At 31.8% G+C, this 19,403-nt stretch carries 18 protein-coding genes; 10 read left to right on the top strand and 8 right to left on the bottom strand.

Annotated elements, in window-relative coordinates:
* From fdhF to HMPREF2897_RS01205, 3 genes are all read right to left on the bottom strand, one after another.
* Positions 1-2,952, bottom strand: coding sequence for a formate dehydrogenase subunit alpha (gene fdhF / locus HMPREF2897_RS01215; RefSeq protein ID WP_046044437.1), 2,952 nt, complete (start codon positions 2,950-2,952; stop codon positions 1-3).
* Between the two features lie 478 nt (positions 2,953-3,430).
* Positions 3,431-4,381, bottom strand: a complete 951-nt coding sequence (locus HMPREF2897_RS01210; protein WP_070592465.1) for an LCP family glycopolymer transferase — start codon at positions 4,379-4,381, stop codon at positions 3,431-3,433.
* 188 nt (positions 4,382-4,569) lie between these two features.
* A complete protein-coding gene (locus tag HMPREF2897_RS01205) occupies positions 4,570-5,385 on the bottom strand; it encodes an inositol monophosphatase family protein (protein ID WP_002487145.1) in 816 nt (271 codons plus the stop codon).
* Positions 5,386-5,811: 426 nt separating this feature from the next.
* Here HMPREF2897_RS01205 and HMPREF2897_RS01200 point away from each other — a divergent pair, with 426 nt between their 5' ends.
* Positions 5,812-6,501, top strand: coding sequence for a helix-turn-helix transcriptional regulator (locus HMPREF2897_RS01200; protein ID WP_046044438.1), 690 nt, complete (start codon positions 5,812-5,814; stop codon positions 6,499-6,501).
* Between the two features lie 181 nt (positions 6,502-6,682).
* On the opposite strand, the gene HMPREF2897_RS01195 is transcribed toward HMPREF2897_RS01200, so the two are convergent.
* The gene (locus tag HMPREF2897_RS01195; RefSeq protein WP_002457985.1) at positions 6,683-7,429 is read right to left on the bottom strand and encodes a CPBP family intramembrane glutamic endopeptidase; all 747 of its coding nucleotides are present in this window, start codon (positions 7,427-7,429) and stop codon (positions 6,683-6,685) included.
* Positions 7,430-7,480: 51 nt separating this feature from the next.
* Here HMPREF2897_RS01195 and HMPREF2897_RS01190 point away from each other — a divergent pair, with 51 nt between their 5' ends.
* From HMPREF2897_RS01190 to HMPREF2897_RS01170, 5 genes are all read left to right on the top strand, one after another.
* Entirely contained in the window at positions 7,481-7,816 is a 336-nt protein-coding gene (locus HMPREF2897_RS01190; RefSeq protein WP_002457986.1) for a hypothetical protein, read from the top strand.
* 179 nt (positions 7,817-7,995) lie between these two features.
* Positions 7,996-9,048 carry a MupG family TIM beta-alpha barrel fold protein gene (locus HMPREF2897_RS01185; protein WP_002475780.1) on the top strand — a complete coding sequence of 351 codons (1,053 nt, stop codon included), beginning with the start codon at positions 7,996-7,998 and terminating at the stop codon, positions 9,046-9,048.
* Positions 9,045-9,932: an N-acetylmuramic acid 6-phosphate etherase gene (gene murQ / locus HMPREF2897_RS01180; protein ID WP_070592464.1), complete on the top strand. Its 888-nt coding sequence runs from the start codon at positions 9,045-9,047 to the stop codon at positions 9,930-9,932. Before HMPREF2897_RS01185 ends, murQ begins: the two co-directional genes overlap by 4 nt.
* 12 nt (positions 9,933-9,944) lie before the next feature.
* Positions 9,945-11,369, top strand: a complete 1,425-nt coding sequence (locus tag HMPREF2897_RS01175) for a PTS transporter subunit EIIC (RefSeq protein WP_002447267.1) — start codon at positions 9,945-9,947, stop codon at positions 11,367-11,369.
* Between the two features lie 13 nt (positions 11,370-11,382).
* Positions 11,383-12,255: a MurR/RpiR family transcriptional regulator gene (locus HMPREF2897_RS01170; protein ID WP_002447266.1), complete on the top strand. Its 873-nt coding sequence runs from the start codon at positions 11,383-11,385 to the stop codon at positions 12,253-12,255.
* A 122-nt stretch (positions 12,256-12,377) separates the two neighbouring features.
* Here the strand turns inward: HMPREF2897_RS01170 and HMPREF2897_RS01165 are convergent, their stop codons facing one another.
* Positions 12,378-13,754 carry an amino acid permease gene (locus tag HMPREF2897_RS01165; protein WP_070592462.1) on the bottom strand — a complete coding sequence of 459 codons (1,377 nt, stop codon included), beginning with the start codon at positions 13,752-13,754 and terminating at the stop codon, positions 12,378-12,380.
* Positions 13,755-14,152: 398 nt separating this feature from the next.
* Here HMPREF2897_RS01165 and HMPREF2897_RS01160 point away from each other — a divergent pair, with 398 nt between their 5' ends.
* Together HMPREF2897_RS01160 and HMPREF2897_RS01155 are read left to right on the top strand one after the other, a co-directional pair.
* Complete coding sequence (locus HMPREF2897_RS01160; protein WP_002447264.1) at positions 14,153-14,509, top strand: hypothetical protein; 357 nt, start codon at positions 14,153-14,155, stop codon at positions 14,507-14,509.
* Entirely contained in the window at positions 14,506-14,691 is a 186-nt protein-coding gene (locus tag HMPREF2897_RS01155) for a hypothetical protein (RefSeq protein ID WP_002447263.1), read from the top strand. Before HMPREF2897_RS01160 ends, HMPREF2897_RS01155 begins: the two co-directional genes overlap by 4 nt.
* Positions 14,692-15,006: 315 nt before the next feature.
* Here the strand turns inward: HMPREF2897_RS01155 and HMPREF2897_RS01150 are convergent, their stop codons facing one another.
* Together HMPREF2897_RS01150 and HMPREF2897_RS01145 are read right to left on the bottom strand one after the other, a co-directional pair.
* Positions 15,007-15,195, bottom strand: coding sequence for a hypothetical protein (locus HMPREF2897_RS01150; protein WP_002447262.1), 189 nt, complete (start codon positions 15,193-15,195; stop codon positions 15,007-15,009).
* Between the two features lie 17 nt (positions 15,196-15,212).
* Positions 15,213-15,848 carry an HAD-IA family hydrolase gene (locus HMPREF2897_RS01145; protein ID WP_049386481.1) on the bottom strand — a complete coding sequence of 212 codons (636 nt, stop codon included), beginning with the start codon at positions 15,846-15,848 and terminating at the stop codon, positions 15,213-15,215.
* Positions 15,849-16,149: 301 nt separating this feature from the next.
* Here HMPREF2897_RS01145 and HMPREF2897_RS01140 point away from each other — a divergent pair, with 301 nt between their 5' ends.
* A complete protein-coding gene (locus HMPREF2897_RS01140; RefSeq protein ID WP_002457258.1) occupies positions 16,150-16,680 on the top strand; it encodes a hypothetical protein in 531 nt (176 codons plus the stop codon).
* A gap of 104 nt (positions 16,681-16,784) precedes the next feature.
* On the opposite strand, the gene HMPREF2897_RS01135 is transcribed toward HMPREF2897_RS01140, so the two are convergent.
* Positions 16,785-18,374, bottom strand: a complete 1,590-nt coding sequence (locus HMPREF2897_RS01135) for an alpha-glucoside-specific PTS transporter subunit IIBC (protein ID WP_002487152.1) — start codon at positions 18,372-18,374, stop codon at positions 16,785-16,787.
* 197 nt (positions 18,375-18,571) lie between these two features.
* Between HMPREF2897_RS01135 and HMPREF2897_RS01130 the strand changes: the two genes are divergently transcribed.
* Positions 18,572-19,333 carry a MurR/RpiR family transcriptional regulator gene (locus HMPREF2897_RS01130; RefSeq protein WP_002438434.1) on the top strand — a complete coding sequence of 254 codons (762 nt, stop codon included), beginning with the start codon at positions 18,572-18,574 and terminating at the stop codon, positions 19,331-19,333.
* Positions 19,334-19,403: the final 70 nt, after the last annotated feature.

Raw genomic sequence — 19,403 nt, 5'->3', positions numbered from 1 at the left:
TCAATCACTCATCTTTCCTGGGAATACATAATCTGAGCGCTCCCATTTTTTTTGAACTTGAACACTATATTGTGGTTGCCGCTGTTTATTAACTCGGAAATTCGTTGGATTCAATGGAGATTTGCCTCTTTTCTTCACAACTTCCATTCGTGCATGTGTTCGTTTGTAGGAAGGCGTATCTGTATAAGGATCTACGTCACTATTCGTAAGAGCATTAATAGCACCTAAATCTCCATTTTCTAATGCATCATTATTTAATGGAATATATATTTCTTTTCCTTTTACTCTATCAGTAATGTGTGCTAGTAAAGAAGCCTCTCCAGTCTCAGAAATCAATTTAATTTCAGCTCCTTCATGAATGTCACGACTTTGTGCAAGCTCGGGTGAAATTTCAACAAATGCTCGAGGTACTTTATATTTAATCATTTCTGTTTGATACGTCATATTACCTTCATGGAAATGCTCAAGTAATCGACCGTTATTGACATGTAAATCATATACTTCATCTTCTTTAAAATAGTTATCAAAGGTTAATGGATATAATTTAGCTTTCTTATTTTCAAAATTAAACCCATCGATATAAAGTATTGGAGTGTCTTTACCATCTTTATTTACAGGCCATTGTAAACTATTAAAACCTTCTAAACGATCATAACTTACACCTGCATACGATGGTGTTACTCGTGCAATTTCATCCATAATTTCACTTGGATGCTGATACTCCCAATTCGCCCCTAGTCGATTTGCAATAAGTTGAAAAATTTCCCAATCCGGCTTTGAATCTCCAAGCGAATCTAATGCTTTATACAATCTTTGTATGCGTCGCTCCGTATTAGTAAAAGTTCCATCTTTTTCTAGTGAAGGACTTGCTGGTAGAACTACATCTGCAAACGTAGCTGTAAATGTTAAAAACTCATCTTGAACTACCATAAAGTCTAACTTTTCAAAAGCAGCTTGAACAAAATTAATATTAGAATCTACGATACCTGTATCTTCTCCATACAAATACAACGAATGAATATCACCATTATGTATTCCTTCAATCATTTGATGATTATCTCTACCAGGTTTATCATTTAACTTTACTCCATACTCTTTTTCAAATTTAGCACGTATTTTATCATCACTGATAAGTTGGTACCCAGGAAATTGATCTGGCATACTTCCCATGTCACTACATCCTTGAACGTTATTATGACCTCTTAAAGGATATGCTCCAGCACCAGGTTTTCTATAATTACCAGTAATGAGTAATAAATTAGAAATAGCAGTACTTGAATCACTTCCAATATCTTGTTGTGTTATACCCATCGCCCAACATATCGCTACTGAATCAGCTTTTGCTACTTCATGCGCAAATTGTATTAACCGTTCTTTCGGAATTCCTGTTACTTCCTCTGCAAATACCATTGAAAATGGTTCTAGTGATTGGTAATATGTATCAAAGTGATCAACCCACTTTTCTATAAATGATTTATCATGTAAGTTGTTATCAATAATATATTTAGTGACAGCACTTAACCAAGCTAAATCGGTGCCAGGTTTGGGTTGATAAAAAACATCTGCACGTTCTGCCATTTCATGTTTTCTTATATCAAAAACATGTGACTTTTGACCAAATAACTTTTGTGCACGTTTCATTCGTGAAGCAATTACAGGGTGCGCTTCTGCCGTGTTAGTACCTATTAATACAGTCATAGATGCTTTTTCTAAATCAACAATCCCGCCTGCATCTCCACCGATACCTACTGTTCTTACCAATCCTTTGGTCGCTGGTGCTTGACAATAGCGCGAACAATTATCTACATTATTTGTACCAATAACTTGACGAGATAATTTTTGCATTAAATAAGATTCTTCATTAGTTGCTTTGGATGAAGAAATAAATGACAAGCTATCCGCGCCATATTGCTCTTTAATTCTTTCAAAATTGTTAGCAATAACTTGTAGGGCCTCTTCCCATTCAACTTCATGAAACATACCTTCTTTTCTCACTAAAGGTTTCGTTAATCGTTGATCTGAGTTAATGTGTCCCCATGAAAACTTACCTTTTACACATGTTGCTATTTTATTTGCTGGAGAATCATGGGAAGGTTGAACTTTTAATATTTCTCTATCTTTCGTCCATACTTCAAACGAACAACCTACGCCACAATATGTACAAACAGTTTTAGTTTTATTGACACGTTCTTTACGCATTTCTGCTTCAGAATCAGATACAGCTAATAAAGTACCATAGCCAGGTTCTGATTTTTTAATAATATCAATCATAGATGCTAGTGAACCAGGTTCTGTATCTGTGAGATATCCCACATTACCTTCCATATTAACTTCCATCATTGCATTACATGGGCATACAGTCGCACATTGACCACATGAAACACATGATGATTCATTAATTGGGACATCATTATCCCAAATTACTCTTGGATAATCTCTTTCCCAATCTATTCGTATTGTTTCATTAACTTCAACATCTTGACATGCTTCAACACAACGTCCGCATAAAATACATTGATTTGGATCATATCTATAAAAAGGGCCATAATCTTTTTCATATGGTTTTCTCTTATACTCATAAGTTTGATGTTGTATTCCCCACTTATCCATCGCATTATGTATTTCACAATCGCCATTATTATAATCACAAACTGTACAATACAACATATGTTTTTCTAAAATACGATCTAATGCTTCTTTTTGGCTAGTTTTTACGTGGTGATTGTATGTATTTACCGTCATTGAGGATTCAATCGATGTTCCACATGCTCGGGCAATATCTCCATTGATTTCTACCATGCATGTATCACATGTTTGAATTGGTCCCATCGATTCGTTATAGCAAATGGCTGGTACAAATGTATTTCTAGAGCGTATAAATTCAAGTAAATTCGTCCCTGCTTCAACAAGATAATCTTTACCATCTAGATTAATTTTTATCTCCTTAGACATATATTTTTCTCCCCCCATTAAATTATTCACTGTTAAACACTTTAGACTTTATAACTTAATTGATTAAATCTACAATTTAACTTTTAGTAGAATTACTTAAATTGTATTACTTTACTCTATAAAAGTTAAGCGTTTACATAATAAATATAATAAAATCAATTTAATTGAAAATGAATATCAATTAAAGAGTGAAATGAATAAATTAATTTCTTTATTTCAAGCCATTTAACATTGAATATCTTAACTTTTTGCTTATAAGACATTGAATTACATAGTGCCTCATTTTATTTAAATATTAGTTAGAAGAAAATGGTATATAATGCAATATATTCCTTAAAAATAAAGCAAAAATGTTTAAAAACTAAAATAAGAATATTTAACTCAGCCATCCTTAATTTGTCAAAAAAACCTAGAACATTTCGTTCTAGGTTTTAAACTCAAGCATTACACTATATGTGATTTTAAAGCTTTTTCTTTTTTATAAATTTAAATTGTCTCTTAGTAATTGTGTATTTTCATTTTTAGATGCATCACTTGGTATGAAATAGTACAAACCGTCATTTTGTATACCACCTTCACCCTCTAACTGATGTCGATTAACTTGGTCATTAGCATCTTTATACTTAGTTCTAATTGTATTGAGATCACCTAATTTTAAATCTGTTTTAACATTTTTCTGGATTTGATTCATTAATGTATTAAAATGAGTGATTGAAGATGCGCTTGTCATCTTATCTGCCATTGCTTCTAAGATAAGTTGCTGACGCTCTTGTCTACCAAAATCGCCTCCTGCACCATCTTCTTTACGACTTCTAATAAAGTCCATGGCAGCATCACCATCTACATGTGTTTTTTCACCTTTAACAAAATGATTAGCACCCATTGTAAATGTACTATTACTTACGACATCTACGCCACCTAATGTATCAATCATGTCATGTAGTCCATCCATGTCAATCGTAGCGTAATGATCGATTGGAACATTCATTAATTTTTCAATTGTTTTAACAGCCATGTTAGGACCGCCATAAGCATAGGCATGGTTAATTTTTTCTTCAGTACCTCGACCTGCAATTTCTGCTTTGGTATCACGTGGAATACTTACTAGCTCAGTTTTCTTTTCTTTCGGATTAATGGAAAGTACCATGATTGTATCACTACGTTCCCCACCGCCTTGTTGTTTTCGCTTTTCATCAGAATCTACGCCAAAGAGTGCAATAGTAAATGGATCACCATTTTTTAAATTTACTTTTCCAGAACGTAGTTCAGAATGATTTCGATTTAAGGGGTTATGTATCTTGTCTCCTGTAATAAATATTTTTGCACTTACATAAATAACTGCAGTGATTGCTAATAGAAATAAAATTCCCACTACCCATAGTAGTATTTTCATCGGCAGGCTCATTTTTCTTTTATCTGATCTTTGCATCCCTACCACTCCTATTCAATAATTTTGTTGTTTTATGATACATAGGTCATTATATTATAAATAAATTTATTTGGTATACATCTACAGACCTATTCATTAATTATTTTAAATTTTCTTTAAGAAATCGTATAGCTTAAATGTATAAAATCTCTATAGAGCTAATTTGATATAATTTATAAAAATATACATTAACCATGCTCTATATGATGAATACTCTTTGAATAGGCTTCTCCTTCATTTAAGATACGTATCATATCATCGTAACAACCAGGATTGCTAATGATAAATGGGCCTGCCGTACTAAAATCAAGAGGTTCACCATTTATTTGTGTCATAATCAAACCTAGTTCTCTTGCAAAAAGAAATTGTGCTGAAATATCCCATGGCTTAGGATTCGTGTTAATGTGTGCCCCGAACTGACCTTTTATCACTCGAATAGAATCAAGACCACAAGACCCAATAATTCTAAAATCAAAGGCTGATTGAAATAAAGATTGAATCGTCTCTTCTTTTAACACTTGTGGTTTAAATGAAATAATTGCATCTCTTAAACCTATTCTTTTTGGCAATGTCATTAATTGATTGTTCTCGTAAGCTCCCACACCAGCAATTGCTCTATATAATCTTTGATGTGGATAATCATAAATATATGAAAGTTTAGGTTCCCCATCAATAAAATATCCTATAATGATACAGTAATCTTCTTGTTGTTTCACTAAATTACTTGTTCCATCTATAGGATCCATAATCCAAAGGTGACCCTCGTAAGGTGTTATATCTGAGTTATCTTTCTCTTCAGCTAATAATTGATGTGTGGGATAATGTTCCTGAAGAAAGTTTTGAAAATGATTCTGAATTTGTTTATCAACATTGGTAACTAAATCAAACCTATCTTTTTTTGTTGATGTTTCCATCTTCTCAACCAAACGCGGAATGATATTGTCTAAACCGCGTATCCATTGACATATATATTCATCTAATTTTTTTAAATAAAGTTCTGTCATATTTTCACCTTCATTTCATTATTTCAAAGACTATAGTGTTATCATTTAAATCATTATAGTTATATGTAAAATCTATTGTAAATCATAGAGTCATAAAATCAGAATTTGTATTAATAAATATTAAAAAATCGGCTAGTCAATAACTAGCCGACAAATAGAAAGGAAAGTAAGTAATAAATATTGAAGATGTTTTGATGTAACTTGAACGATTATACAGCTATCTAATATGTAGCTCTACCCCTTTGTCTAATCGCTCCCCCTGTTACAAATATTATATTATCATATTGTTTTTGTTTTTGTAAGCGTTTTCTAAAAGTTTTTTGTATAATTTTACACTATTATAGAGTTAAAACAGACAAAATGTCATCATTGTCGCTTATATGTTATAATAATTGTAATATGTAATGTTTATGGAGGTGACTTTCATTGAATAAATTAGAACGTCAAAATCGAATAATTCAAACTATTCAAAATTCTGACAAAATTACTGCTTCGCAACTTGCAAAACAATTTAAAGTATCTAAGCGAACTATTTTACGTGATATTGATGAATTAGAAGATCAAGGGGTAAAAGTATATGCTCGTCATGGCAAATTAGGCGGTTATCAAATCAAAGATGCACATGCTAAAATCACCTTATCGTTAACTGAACAGCAACTTTCGGCATTATTTTTAACACTAAATGAAAGTCAGTCCTATTCCACTTTACCTTATCAAAATGAAATTCGAGCAATAATCAAGCAATGTTTAAATTTACCTCAAACACGATTACGTAAATTGCTTAAAAAAATGGATTATTATATAAAATTTGAAGATTCTAATCATGTCACATTACCTCATTTATTTTCTGATATTTTAATTTATTGCACGGAGCGCAATGTGATGTTAGTAGATTTAAATGAAGATGGTCAAACTCAAGCTGAAAATGTTATTTTTATAGGTTTAATATGCAAAAATGCCGTTTGGCATGCTGTAGTATTTGAAATCGGTAGAGGTTACACTCGTGAATTATCTATCATGAATATTCAAGATATCTCATATTCTTTTGAAAAAACAATACAAACTCAAGATATCTCAATTGAAAATTATAGACAGTTTTTAGCGCCTTCTGAATGATAAAAATAAAGCCTGGGATAGCCGAAAGGCCCCCAGGCAATTTAGTACACTAGTAGTTGTCTATAGAGTTATAAATGTACATTTATCCATTTTTAAACTTTTATTTTCTTCCCAGTGACAAAACTATACCTCTCTTTAGTCATTTCCCGTTATAACTACTGCTCGGAAATATATTTTCAAATCATTTACTGAATACAACTATAATTGTCCAAATGAATGATATGAAATTATTTAACATATGTAAGCTAATTGATGAAGCTAAGTTTCTATTCGATTTTAAGTAAACATATACTAATGCTATTGCCAGTATTAAATATGCTCCAAATTCAAATGGGGACTTAGCATCACTCACATGTATATATGTAAAAGACAATGCTGATATAACCCCCATCACAATAAAGTTAAACTTTTTACCTAGTTCACCTATTAACAAATGTCTAAATACCAATTCTTCAACAATAGGTCCTACAATTACAATAAGTACAAATGCAAAAGGAATAAATATACCACTTTTAAATAATTCATTAAGTTCAAGTTCATTTTGCGTTTCACTATATTGCAAATATTTAGGTAATAGTTCAATTAATTTGTCATAAACATTAGAAATAATAAAAGATGCACACATGACGATAATTATAAACAACCAATGCTTTTTCAAATAGTCAAAACCACTCTTAACTCTATCTACAAATGAATTGATATGTAAAAAATAAAAAGCTAATATCACTAAAATATATGACATAAATTGTCCTAAAGTTCCAATCATAGTAAGTTGTAATTCATTAATATTTTGAAAAGCTATAGCAGCAATTGTTAAACCTATAAAGCTAAATATAAATATACATAGAAAGCCTATCGCAATTAAACTGAAATCACGCCATACTATATCTTTAAACCTATAACTTTGCCTTTTTTTATCTTTTTTCATCATTGTATCCTTTCCACTCACCAATAATTATTCAATCATATGGGAGGCTTTATGAATTATTTAGAAATTTCACTACATATTGAACAACAACTTGTTAAATTACTCTCTCTGAGTGAAAGTGCGAAATACTATGCACTCATACATCATAACAAATTTGAATCTTTTATAGATGATTTCAACCTTACTGTAAATCAAGAGATGAAATGGGCAATGTCTCATCAATTGTTGTTGAATTCTAATGATACGCTTGTGTCATACTGTCAATTGATTCGAAGGTTAAACGATTCCCCACTTTTAACTTTAAACCAAGGACATATAATTTATTACATTAATACACAACAAACACTCATTCACCGACAGTTACTTAAACATAAACAAGCCCTTTAGTATATTCAAATGTTTCTATACTATTATACTATTAATTATATATTAACGTTAAAAATAATTATAAATATCAATCTCTTATAATTAAAACATTAAATTATTTATTCTATTTACTAAATTGTAAACTTGTTGCAATAAGGTTATAATTAGCCATGATTAGGTATCAAGAAGGAGTGTTTAAAATGCTTGGTTTCTCAGTCTATCTAGGACAGAATTTAGATCGAGATTATATTTTAAATATGGCTGACTTAGGCTATGATGTAGTTTTTACTTCACTACAGATACCTGAGGAAGACAAGAAAAATCAAATGGCTTATTTGGGAGACTTATGCCAACTATTATCAGCCTATCAAATCACTTATATTATCGATGTAACCCCTTCATTACTTAATCAAACTATTTACAGTTATTTGAACCAATTACCTCATGGGGATTTTTATATTCGTATAGATAATCAATTAAATATTGACCTTATCAAAGACATTATCAGTCAAGGCTTCAAATGCTGCCTTAATGCTAGTACGTTAACTGATAGCATGTTAGCGCACATATATCGTACTGAATTTAATAATCAACTTTTATACTGTCATAATTACTATCCTAGACCTGATACTGGTTTATCTATCTCATTTATTGAAGAAAAAAATCAACTCATTAGAAAATACGATGCGCATGCAAAAATTTGTGCTTTTATACCTGGCACGCAGAAAAGAGGTCCCTTATTCAAAGGTCTTCCTACAGTTGAAAAACATCGTTTTGAACACCCTCTTATTGCTGCACAAGACCTTCAATTAACGGGTATATCTAACATTATAATTAGTGATACGCTATTATCACACATTTATGCGGAACAATTATCTAATATGTGGCTATATCGACACTTTATTTTACACTTAGATCAACTAGACTCCTCATTTACATCACAAGTTTTAAAGATACACACATCAAGATTAGATTCACCTGAACATTTAATTCGGTCCCAATATTCTCGTACAGATAATCAACAGACTGTCCCAATGATAGGATCGGCACATAGAGATCAAGGAGATATCACAATTGATAATCACCTGAATGGTCGTTATGAAGGAGAAATTCAAGTTATAAAAGCTCCTATGCCAGGTCATTCCCACATCAATTGTATTGGTCATGTTTGTGATAAAGATGTTCCATTGTTATCACTGATTCAACCAGGAGATACTTTTAAATTTGTATATACGAAGGAGAATAACAAATGAATCATTTAACTACTGAAACGAGAAATATACAAACAATGCATTTGGATGAAATGAATCTAAAAGATGCATTAAAGACTATGAATCAAGAAGATCAATTTGTACCTAAAGCGATAGAACCTGTTATTCCTAATTTAACAAAAGTGATAGAGAGTGCAATTCAACGCTTTAATAATGGAGGGCGAATTATTTATATTGGTGCTGGTACAAGTGGAAGACTTGGCGTACTAGATGCGGCAGAATGTGTCCCAACTTTTAACGGTTCACCAAATGACATTATTGGGATTATCGCTGGTGGACAAAAAGCTATGACGGTAGCTATTGAAGGTGCAGAAGATGATGCTGAACAAGGTGCACAGGATTTAAAGAACATTCATCTTCAATCCAAAGATATTGTAGTGGGTATTTCTGCTAGTGGACGTACACCATATGTAAAAGGTGCACTAGATTATGCAAATAAATTGAATGCAGAAACAGTCGCACTCTCTTGTAACGTTCACAGTGATATAAGTAAAAATTCAAATCACGTATTAGAAATCAATGTGGGGCCTGAAGTATTAACAGGCTCTACGAGATTAAAATCAGGTACTGCTCAAAAACTAGTTTTAAATATGATTTCTACAATGACAATGATTGGCGTGGGTAAAGTTTATGATAATTTAATGGTTGATTTACGGCCTACAAATCAAAAGTTAATCCATCGTTCTATTCGCATCATTCAAGATGTGTGTGATTTAAATCATCAAGAGGCTATAGAATTATATGAAAAATCAGACCACAATATCAAAATAGCTATCGTAATGCACTTATGTTCCACAACTCAACAAGATGCAAGACTTCGTTTAAAACAAAATAATGGAGTGATTAAGCAAGCTATCAACACTTAAGGAGGAGATTCCATGAGTAAAGAAGAACGCCTTGCCAAAGACATTACCCACGCATTAGGCGGTTCTCAAAACATAAGTAATATCATCCATTGTATGACTCGAGTTCGTATTAAAGTACACAATGATGCAAAAGTTAATTATGATGAATTAAAATCAATCAATGGCGTATTAGGCGTTGTTGAAGATGAAAGAATTCAAGTTGTTGTTGGGCCGGGTATTGTTAATAAAGTTGCTAAACATATGGCTGACCAGTCGGGAGCAACTCTAGCTGAAGAGACGACTAAAAATCAAAGTTATAAATCACAAGCAGAAAAACGTGCGTATGAACATAAACAACAATTCCAAAGTCAACGTAAACAAAGTAAATGGAATAAAGTGTTAAAATCCATTGCTAATATCTTTATACCTTTAATACCAGCATTTATAGGTGCAGGATTAATCGGTGGGATTGCAGCAATACTTAGTAACTTGCTTACAGCCGGTTCCATTTCAGGTCAATGGATTCAACAAATTGTTACTGTCTTAAATGTTATTAAAGATGGCATGTTATTTTACTTAGCTATTTTCACTGGTATTAACTCAGCAAAAGTATTCGGTGCTACACCAGGTTTAGGTGGTGTCATCGGGGGTACTACATTACTAACCGGTATCACGGATGAAAATCCAATTAAAAATATTTTCACTGGAGAACATCTAGCTGCAGGACAAGGCGGTATTATTGGTGTTATCTTTGCAGTTTGGTTATTAAGCATGGTTGAGAAACGTCTACATAAAATAATACCTAACTCTATTGATATCATCGTAACGCCCACAATAACCTTACTACTTATTGGTTTGTTAACTATATTTATAATCATGCCACTAGCTGGCTTTGTTTCCGATGGTCTTGTTTATGTCATTAACTGGATTATTGGAGTAGGAGGTATTTTCAGTGGATTCATTATAGGAGCATTCTTTTTACCTTTAGTCATGCTGGGATTACATCATATCTTCACCCCAATCCATATCGAGTTAATCAATCAAACTGGCTCCACTTACTTGTTACCTATTGCCGCAATGGCTGGTGCTGGACAAGTCGGTGCGGCGATTGCATTGTGGGTGAGATGCGGTAAAAATAAAGAATTACGTAATACGCTCAAAGGTGCTCTTCCTGTAGGGTTCTTAGGTATAGGTGAACCTTTAATTTATGGTGTAACACTGCCGTTAGGTCGCCCTTTCTTCACTGCGTGCATAGGTGGCGGTGTTGGTGGTGCTGTCATTGGTGGTATCGGTCATATTGGTGCGACAGCTGTAGGACCAAGTGGTATTTCATTATTACCATTGATTGCCAATAATATGTATCTCGGTTACATCGTAGGTTTACTAGCTGCTTATGCGGGTGGCTTTATCTTTACTTATTTCTTCGGCACAACTAAAGAAATGAGAAATCCTGAATAAATGGGTGATTTAATTGCCAAACATTTTGTATAAGATTGACAACCAGTATCCCTATTTCACTAAAAACGAGAAAAAAATTGCGCAATTTATTCTCAACTATCCTCATAAAGTTGTTAATATGACTTCTCAAGAAATTGCAAATCAATTGGAAACTAGTTCTACTTCTATCATACGTCTAAGTAAAAAGGTGACACCAGGTGGTTTTAATGAACTTAAAACACGTTTGTCTAAATTTTTACCTAAAGAAGTCACACAATATAATGTTGAGTTAGTTGATAACGAAAGTACAATTTCACTTAAAAACAAATTGCATTCTCGCTCTAAGGCAGCGTTAAGTAATGCTAATGAAACCATTAACGCTGCTATCATCGATGAAATTTGTGATCTAATTAAAAAATCTGAAACTATATTTATTTACGGCTATGGTGCCTCTTTTGTTGTAGCAACAGATTTATATCAAAAATTATCTCGCATCGGTCTAAATATTCAACTAGTGCATGAAACTCATATTTTTACCACTATGTTAGCAACACGTAACTCTAATGATTGTGTTATATTTATATCTAACAATGGTACTCAAAGTGAAATGCAATCTATTGCCAAAGTCATTGCAGATTATCACATTCCCATTGCGACTATTTCAAGCACTTCTGATAATCCAGTTGCAAAGCAATCTAATATTGTTTTAACCTATGGACAAACCGATGAAAATGAGATGCGCATGGGAGCCACAACTTCATTATTTGCACAAATGTTTACTATTGATATATTGTACTATCGATATATTGCGCTAAATTATCAATCATCTTTAGATTTTATTACTCAATCAAAAATCGCGTTAGATAATTACCGTAAACATCTCTCGAATATAGATTTCAAACATTAAAATAATAAAAAGCGATTCTTTATACTTATCCTAGAAAAGATAATGTATGAAAGAATCGCTTTAATTTATACTAACTCTTAAAAATTACTGATTTTAACAATCAATTGTCATTTCATCTTTTATTATATTTGTCGTTCCTTTTTGTGATATCTAATAAAATAATAAAGTGTCACAGCTGTTAAAAACACGATACCAATGACAACCGATACCACAGTCTCTTTGTTAAGTAACATACCAACTAATACTAGGAGTAAAAACATGATAGTTAAATAATTGGCAATTGCTCCTCCCGGCATTTTAAAAGGATGATTGTGAACCTTTTCAGGATGTAACCTTCTAAATCTTAGATGACTAAATAAAATCATAAACCAAGGTATCATTCCCGGTAGAATAGAGGCGCTATATACATATACAAAGATACTATCAGCTCCATCAATAATTAATGGAAGTATGACATTTAATAAAGCACCAATTAATATTCCCATAGATACTGCAAATACAGTATAGAAAGGTACGCCATTTTTCATTACTTTAGTAAATACTTTAGGCATTTGTCCTTTTTTTGCCAAAGTATAAATCATTCGACTTGCACTAAAAATACCTGAATTACAACCAGACAATGCTGCCGTTAAGACTACAAAGTTAATTAAACCAGCAGCAAACGTAATTCCCACTTTAGCAAAGGTTGCAACAAAAGGACTACCAATATTACCTAATTGGTTCCAAGGATATACTGATACAATGACAAAAATTGCACCAATATAGAAAATTAAAATTCTCCATATTACTCCGTTGACTGCCTTTACAATATTTTTTTGAGGATTTTTGGTTTCACCTGCTGAAATCCCAATCAATTCAACACCTTGGTATGATCCAATCACAATAGATAAAGCAAAGAAAAATCCAATGAATCCATTTGGCATAAATCCACCATGTGACCATAAGTTAGAAATCCCTATTGGATTCCCTCCATTACCCATACCAAATAAAATTAATCCTAATCCTGCAATAATCATTAATACAATAGTTACAACTTTAATTAAGGCAAACCAAAATTCAAACTCTCCAAACGCTTTTACTGAAACTAGGTTAGCCGCCATCAAAAAGAGAACTGCTATCACTCCTGGTATCCAATTAGGAAGGCTTGGGAACCAGTAGTTCATATATTCTCCTACTGCAATCACTTCACTCATGCCGACGACAACCCATTGAAATACATTGCTCCAAGCAGTCATGTAGCCAGCTGCTGGATGAATATAGTCACTAGCAAAAGTCGCAAAAGAACCAGTGGTTGGATTAATATATATCATTTCACCCATGGCTCTCATGATTAAAAATAAAAAAATACCAGCAATTAAATATGCGAGAATAACAGATGGACCTGTCCACTTAATTGTACTTGTTGCTCCCATAAAAAGACCAACACCAATTGTTCCACCAAGAGCAATCATCTGCATTTGACGTGCATTCAATCCCCTTTGCAACTCATTATTTTCCATAACTTGACCCCATCTCTAAATCTAGATTGAATTTTTGATAATCTTATTTCCGTAATTATACTACAAATTGACAAAATTGAAACAATATTTTTACAATTCTGTAAAAGCGCTTACCTATCCTGCTAAGATGTTTTCTTGCTTTTTGCTAACACTCATATTAAAATCTTTTTGATAATAGAGATTATAGAGCAAACGAAATAGTTCAGAACACACTCTTATAGTTGATTTAAAATATTAACTGCTTACCACCTAGCTATATAACATAAAATGATTGTTAAAACTATATACAATGTCATTTCAAATTTAACTTAAATCACTTTACCATTTTACCTATGTCTTTGCTCTTAATAATTATTTAAATATGATATACTTTTTTTAAATAGTAAAGGAGTGCTCATATGAATAAAGCGCTTGTTATACGTGCAATCAAATTTTCTTTAATATTTATGACTGCATTTTTAATTCTTAATTTATTGACTATGAAAGAGGCTTCAATATCGTCTATTATTGTACGAACTGTCATTGCAGCTATTGTTTTCTTTGTCATTTATATCATTGTATTTACAATTTTAAGTTCGTCAGAACGTAAAATTATTTATGGTACAACTTTACCTATTGCGCTTTTTATATGCCTTATATTCGGATCAATTTTCTTCACTCCGCGTATAGGTATCATTGTCGGACTAATTTTGGGTGTGATTGCTGGTGTCATATGGGAGTTCTTAAATAGAAAAAATGGAGGTCACACATCTTGACTATTATTATCGGACTCATTGTAATTATTTTGTTAATCATTAGTTTACTTCCAAATTATAAAGCAATGGTATTAGCTAAGCAGCAAGGCCAAAAACCTACACGATATACTATTATGGTAGGCATTGACTTATTATTAATTATACTTATATTAGTAACATTAGTATTAAAATTGATTATGTAGGTTCAACAAATTTACTGTTGAATAGACGATAAAAAAGTCTGGGACATTATGATTTATGTCCCAGACTTTTTTAGTAAAGACACTCGATGATGGATTTAAACATATTCCACAATCTATCATGGTTTTCAAATCTCATTATTGGTGAACAACTAAGATATTCATACGAATTTTGAGCCCCTCATTTAATATTTTTATTCAAACTAGTAAAAATCACTAATGTAGATTTTAGATTTTTTTCTATAATATAAATAACAAGTTGATTTTAGTTAAGTTAGCTTAAACATTGTTCTATATCAACTCATACTGTAAGTAGTATTATAATTTGCCTTGAAGTAACAAAAAATAGCAAACCGTAGCGAGAATAAGGTATACAAGAGAGCCAATAATAAACGATCGAAATTGAACATGTAAAGGTGTGCGTTTATTAAATATCGGTCCCAATATGAGATTACCCACTCCTATAATAACTGGACCTGCTATGAAAAATAGGATAATATAGCCCATTTTTGAATACCTCCAATTTATTCTTTAAATAAAAAATTCTTTATATCTTCAAATTCCATATCTTGTCCAACATATTGAACTGTCGAAAAATCTTGATCCTTCGTTATTATATTCGTATTAACGACAACATCTAATCCTGCTAGCATCGCTGCAGTAGCACCATTGACAGAATCTTCAATTGCTAAGCAGGTTGTAGGATTATAATTAAGCTCTTGTACAGCTTTTAAATAAATTTCGGGATTAGGTTGAACACTCTCAACATTTTCACGACCAACAACAACATCAATGTATGTATCTAGTCCTAATTGTTTAAATATAGGATATATATTCTTTTTATAACTACTTGTGGCAATCGCCATTGGGATATGACGTTTTTTTAAATATTGCATCAATTGAATGATTGTGGGATTTACCGGCAATTCAATAATTGTTTGATAATATTGATCATAAATTTTTTCTTTATTTTTGAAACCAATAGCATCTTCTAAATATGTATGTAATCCAGTAGTTTCACCGCCAATAAATTGTTTATAAAATTCTAAAGAAATCGGCGCTTCTTGATGGATTTTTAAATGTGTATTTATTAAATCGAACAAATGTTTTTCGGTATCAATGACAGTACCATCAAAATCAAACACTACTGCTTTATACATGTTGTCATCTCCTTTCAATATTTATTATTTTTCATACTAACATAATTTGATATAAACTTGCCTCTAAATAACTAAGCATCAAATAATATAAAATCTAATTCATAACTATGCTATGAATAAAGCTTTTCCTTCAATGATTACTCATTCGAAATAAGATAACTATAATTCTTTCAACTTCAATCAAAAGTCTTAGTGATTCTAAAAAAAAAGAGTGGTACAATTTATTTAAACGAACAGCGTATAAAATATAAGCATTCATATCATTTCCACACATATATTGTTAACGATTGGAGGTCCCCATATGTTGATTGATAAATTTGAAACCTACATCATTAATGTTGCAGGTTTGAAATCTCGCTCAACGCGAAAAAAATTAATACATTTATGTAAAGAAATTACTTTTTGTGAATCCTTTCAGTATTCTATCATTAAGCAAAACGATGTGTTCGCATTGGAAGTTAGCCTCCCCAAGCAACAACTACCTTATCTGATAAGTTTCTTAAGTTTCCACAATTATGCTATTTATCAAATACTTTTACCCAGCCGTGTAAATGAACTTCTTGATTCAGAACAACTTTACCAATCTATTAAGCGCTTTGATTTAGCAATCGATGGTTTACAAGATGCCTTCATTAAAGATAAAGTCATTGATATTATGAATATGTTTGTGAATCATCACAATGTAAATTATACATTAAATAATAATTGCGCAAGCGTCACATGTCCTCCTGAGATTTTCACAAAGCTGCTTCAAACTATTGCAACGCGTAATATTGATATCCTATCAGCAAGTTATAGAGCAAAGATGCTACATAAAGCACGCATTTCATAAATAGAAAGATAGAATATATAAGCAAGAATAACTTATTTACAAATATAAATTCAAAAACTCCCAAAATAATCTCTATTTGAATTATTTTGGGAGTTACTTTATTTCTAAGATAGATCATCATTTACAATATTTTCAAACGCTTCTCTTACCTGAGGTACAGACATTCCAACGACAACTTGAACACTCTTGCCGCTTTTTACTAAACCATGAGACATTTGATTATGTGTAAAATAGGCACTTTCTTGAACTTTACTTTCGTCTTTAACAGTTAAACGTAGGCGAGTCGTACAATTTGTAACGTCTTTAATATTTTCTTTTCCTCCAAGACCTTCTAGGTAGTACATCGCCTTTTCTTCATATTCACTATTAGGTGAATGATTGCGAGTTGAATCTCCTTTTTTATCATTATAATCTTGTTTAGAAAATAATTTGACTTCTTCTTCACCTTTCTTACGTCCTGGTAATGGAATATCAAATTTTAAAATTAAATATTTAAATAAGAAGTAGTAAATCGCAACAAAGATTAGACCAATTACTACTTGAAAGACATATGTCATCCAATGTGCTTTTCCTAAAGGTATCCAGTTAGTTGCTATAAAATCTAGTACACCGCCACCCATATTACCTACGACACCAAATCCATACATCAGTGTATCCATAGTTGCTGCTAGTAGTGCATGTAATACGAATAAAAATGGCGCAATAAATAAGAAAGTAAATTCAAGTGGTTCTGTAATACCAGCTACTACTGCCGTAAGTGTTGCTGGTATTAATAATGCAGCAACTTTTTTACGATTTTCTTTTGGTGTAGTTGCATACATTGCCAATGCTATACCTAGGCAACCAAAAACTTTGCCATTTCCTTGCAACATAAAACCATATGGAAATTGTTCTTTAAGTGGTTTGTTACTTTCGGCAAACTGATTTAAGTGTTGCAACCATTCTGCTTTCAAACCATGATTAACAACTACTGGACCTACTTCGATTGGTGCATAGATAAAATGATGCAATCCTGTAGGTATTAGTACACGTTCTAAGAAATGATATAACCAAACACCTATATATCCTGATGCAACAATAAAATATTGAATTGAAGCAATACCGTGTTGAATCGTTGGCCAAACAACACATGTGATTGCTGCCACAGGTAGCATGACAAAGAAAGAGATTGTTACAACGAATGTTAATCCTTGAAATACACCTAACATTTCAGGTAAACGCTTACTGTAATATCTATTATGTATCCACGTTATTATTCCTGATATAATGATTGCACCTAAAATATTGGTATCTAACGTTTCAATACCTGCAATCGATTTTAATCCTGTTGTGTTTTCTACACCTTTTTTTAAATTAGCGCCAAAAGTATGTGGCCATTGAGTTAAAATTGCATTGATAAAAGTGTTAAACATTAAATATCCCATTAGAGCTGCTAAAGCTGCATGTCCTGGAGCTTTTTTAGCAAGAGATAACGGTAAACCAACTACAAAGACAATTTCCATATGTGTAAATATTACCCAACCACCTGATTCAATAACAGACCAAAATTTAAACCAAAATGTATGCTGTTCAGCTAAGCCTCCCATGATGGTTGGATTTTTAAATAATGTAGCGAATCCCAAAACAATACCGAAGAAAGCAAACATCAAAACAGGTACTATCATTGCACTACCAAATCGTTTAATTGCATTCATTTTTGAATACCTCCCTCTTCCCTTAACTATGATAACTAATATATGTTTACCTTTATTGCTCTTTATTTAATAAGTTATTACCAATATATAGTAAACGCTTACATAATGACAATGACGTTGACGCACTTTGAAACATTTTTGTATAATTAGATTATATTTTCATATAAAGAAAATATTTTCAATGATGAGGTGTTAAGATGATTTTAGATGAACGAGTAAACTCTAATTTCGATCAATTAAATGATAATGATATACAAATTGCACATTATGTTAATACACATATAGATGTTTGTAAAAATATGAAAATACAAGATTTAGCCTCACAGACACATGCTTCAAATGCTACGATTCATCGCTTCACTCGTAAACTAGGTTTTGATGGTTATAGTGATTTTAAATCCTTTTTAAAATTTGAAGATAGTAAGAATCATCAACTTCCTTCTGATTCTATGGAGCAATTTAAACAAGAAATTGAAAATACATTCAACTATTTAGAACGTATTGATTATCGTTTATTAACTCACAAAATGCATCATGCTACAACAATATACTTATATGGTACTGGACGTGCACAGATGAATGTCGCTGAAGAAGCACAACGTATACTGTTGACTATGCATAAAAATATTATATTGTTACATGATGTTCATGAACTAAAGATGGTGTTAAACAAGACAATTCCTGAAGATTTGTTTTTCATTATTTCACTTTCTGGCGAAACACATCAACTTAAAGAAGTCACACAATTGCTTCAACTGAGACAAAAATATTTTATTTCCGTAACAACAATGAAGGACAATACATTGGCACAACAAGCTGATTACAATGTCTATGTTTCAAGCAATACCTTCTATTTAAACGATGGTACCGATTATTCCAGTTTTATTAGTTATCACATTTTCTTTGAAACACTACTAAGAAAATATAACGAATATAAAGAGAATCATGAATTAACATAGGAAAGTGAGTCATCATTATCATTGAATGCAATTCTCACTTTACATATAAATATTATTTGGCATTTCCATT

The organism is Staphylococcus sp. HMSC065D05 (assembly GCF_001813195.1).
GTDB lineage: Bacteria > Bacillota > Bacilli > Staphylococcales > Staphylococcaceae > Staphylococcus > Staphylococcus epidermidis.
This window is presented reverse-complemented; position numbering and strand designations above follow the sequence as displayed.

Coding starts and splice junctions, on each gene's coding strand:
- fdhF (WP_046044437.1), bottom strand. CDS start 2,952: ATGTCTAAGGAGATAAAAATTAATCTAGATGGTAAAGATTATCTTGTT.
- HMPREF2897_RS01210 (WP_070592465.1), bottom strand. CDS start 4,381: ATGCAAAGATCAGATAAAAGAAAAATGAGCCTGCCGATGAAAATACTA.
- HMPREF2897_RS01205 (WP_002487145.1), bottom strand. CDS start 5,385: ATGACAGAACTTTATTTAAAAAAATTAGATGAATATATATGTCAATGG.
- HMPREF2897_RS01195 (WP_002457985.1), bottom strand. CDS start 7,429: ATGAAAAAAGATAAAAAAAGGCAAAGTTATAGGTTTAAAGATATAGTA.
- HMPREF2897_RS01190 (WP_002457986.1), top strand. CDS start 7,481: ATGAATTATTTAGAAATTTCACTACATATTGAACAACAACTTGTTAAA.
- HMPREF2897_RS01185 (WP_002475780.1), top strand. CDS start 7,996: ATGCTTGGTTTCTCAGTCTATCTAGGACAGAATTTAGATCGAGATTAT.
- murQ (WP_070592464.1), top strand. CDS start 9,045: ATGAATCATTTAACTACTGAAACGAGAAATATACAAACAATGCATTTG.
- HMPREF2897_RS01175 (WP_002447267.1), top strand. CDS start 9,945: ATGAGTAAAGAAGAACGCCTTGCCAAAGACATTACCCACGCATTAGGC.
- HMPREF2897_RS01165 (WP_070592462.1), bottom strand. CDS start 13,754: ATGGAAAATAATGAGTTGCAAAGGGGATTGAATGCACGTCAAATGCAG.
- HMPREF2897_RS01160 (WP_002447264.1), top strand. CDS start 14,153: ATGAATAAAGCGCTTGTTATACGTGCAATCAAATTTTCTTTAATATTT.
- HMPREF2897_RS01150 (WP_002447262.1), bottom strand. CDS start 15,195: ATGGGCTATATTATCCTATTTTTCATAGCAGGTCCAGTTATTATAGGA.
- HMPREF2897_RS01145 (WP_049386481.1), bottom strand. CDS start 15,848: ATGTATAAAGCAGTAGTGTTTGATTTTGATGGTACTGTCATTGATACC.
- HMPREF2897_RS01140 (WP_002457258.1), top strand. CDS start 16,150: ATGTTGATTGATAAATTTGAAACCTACATCATTAATGTTGCAGGTTTG.
- HMPREF2897_RS01135 (WP_002487152.1), bottom strand. CDS start 18,374: ATGAATGCAATTAAACGATTTGGTAGTGCAATGATAGTACCTGTTTTG.
- HMPREF2897_RS01130 (WP_002438434.1), top strand. CDS start 18,572: ATGATTTTAGATGAACGAGTAAACTCTAATTTCGATCAATTAAATGAT.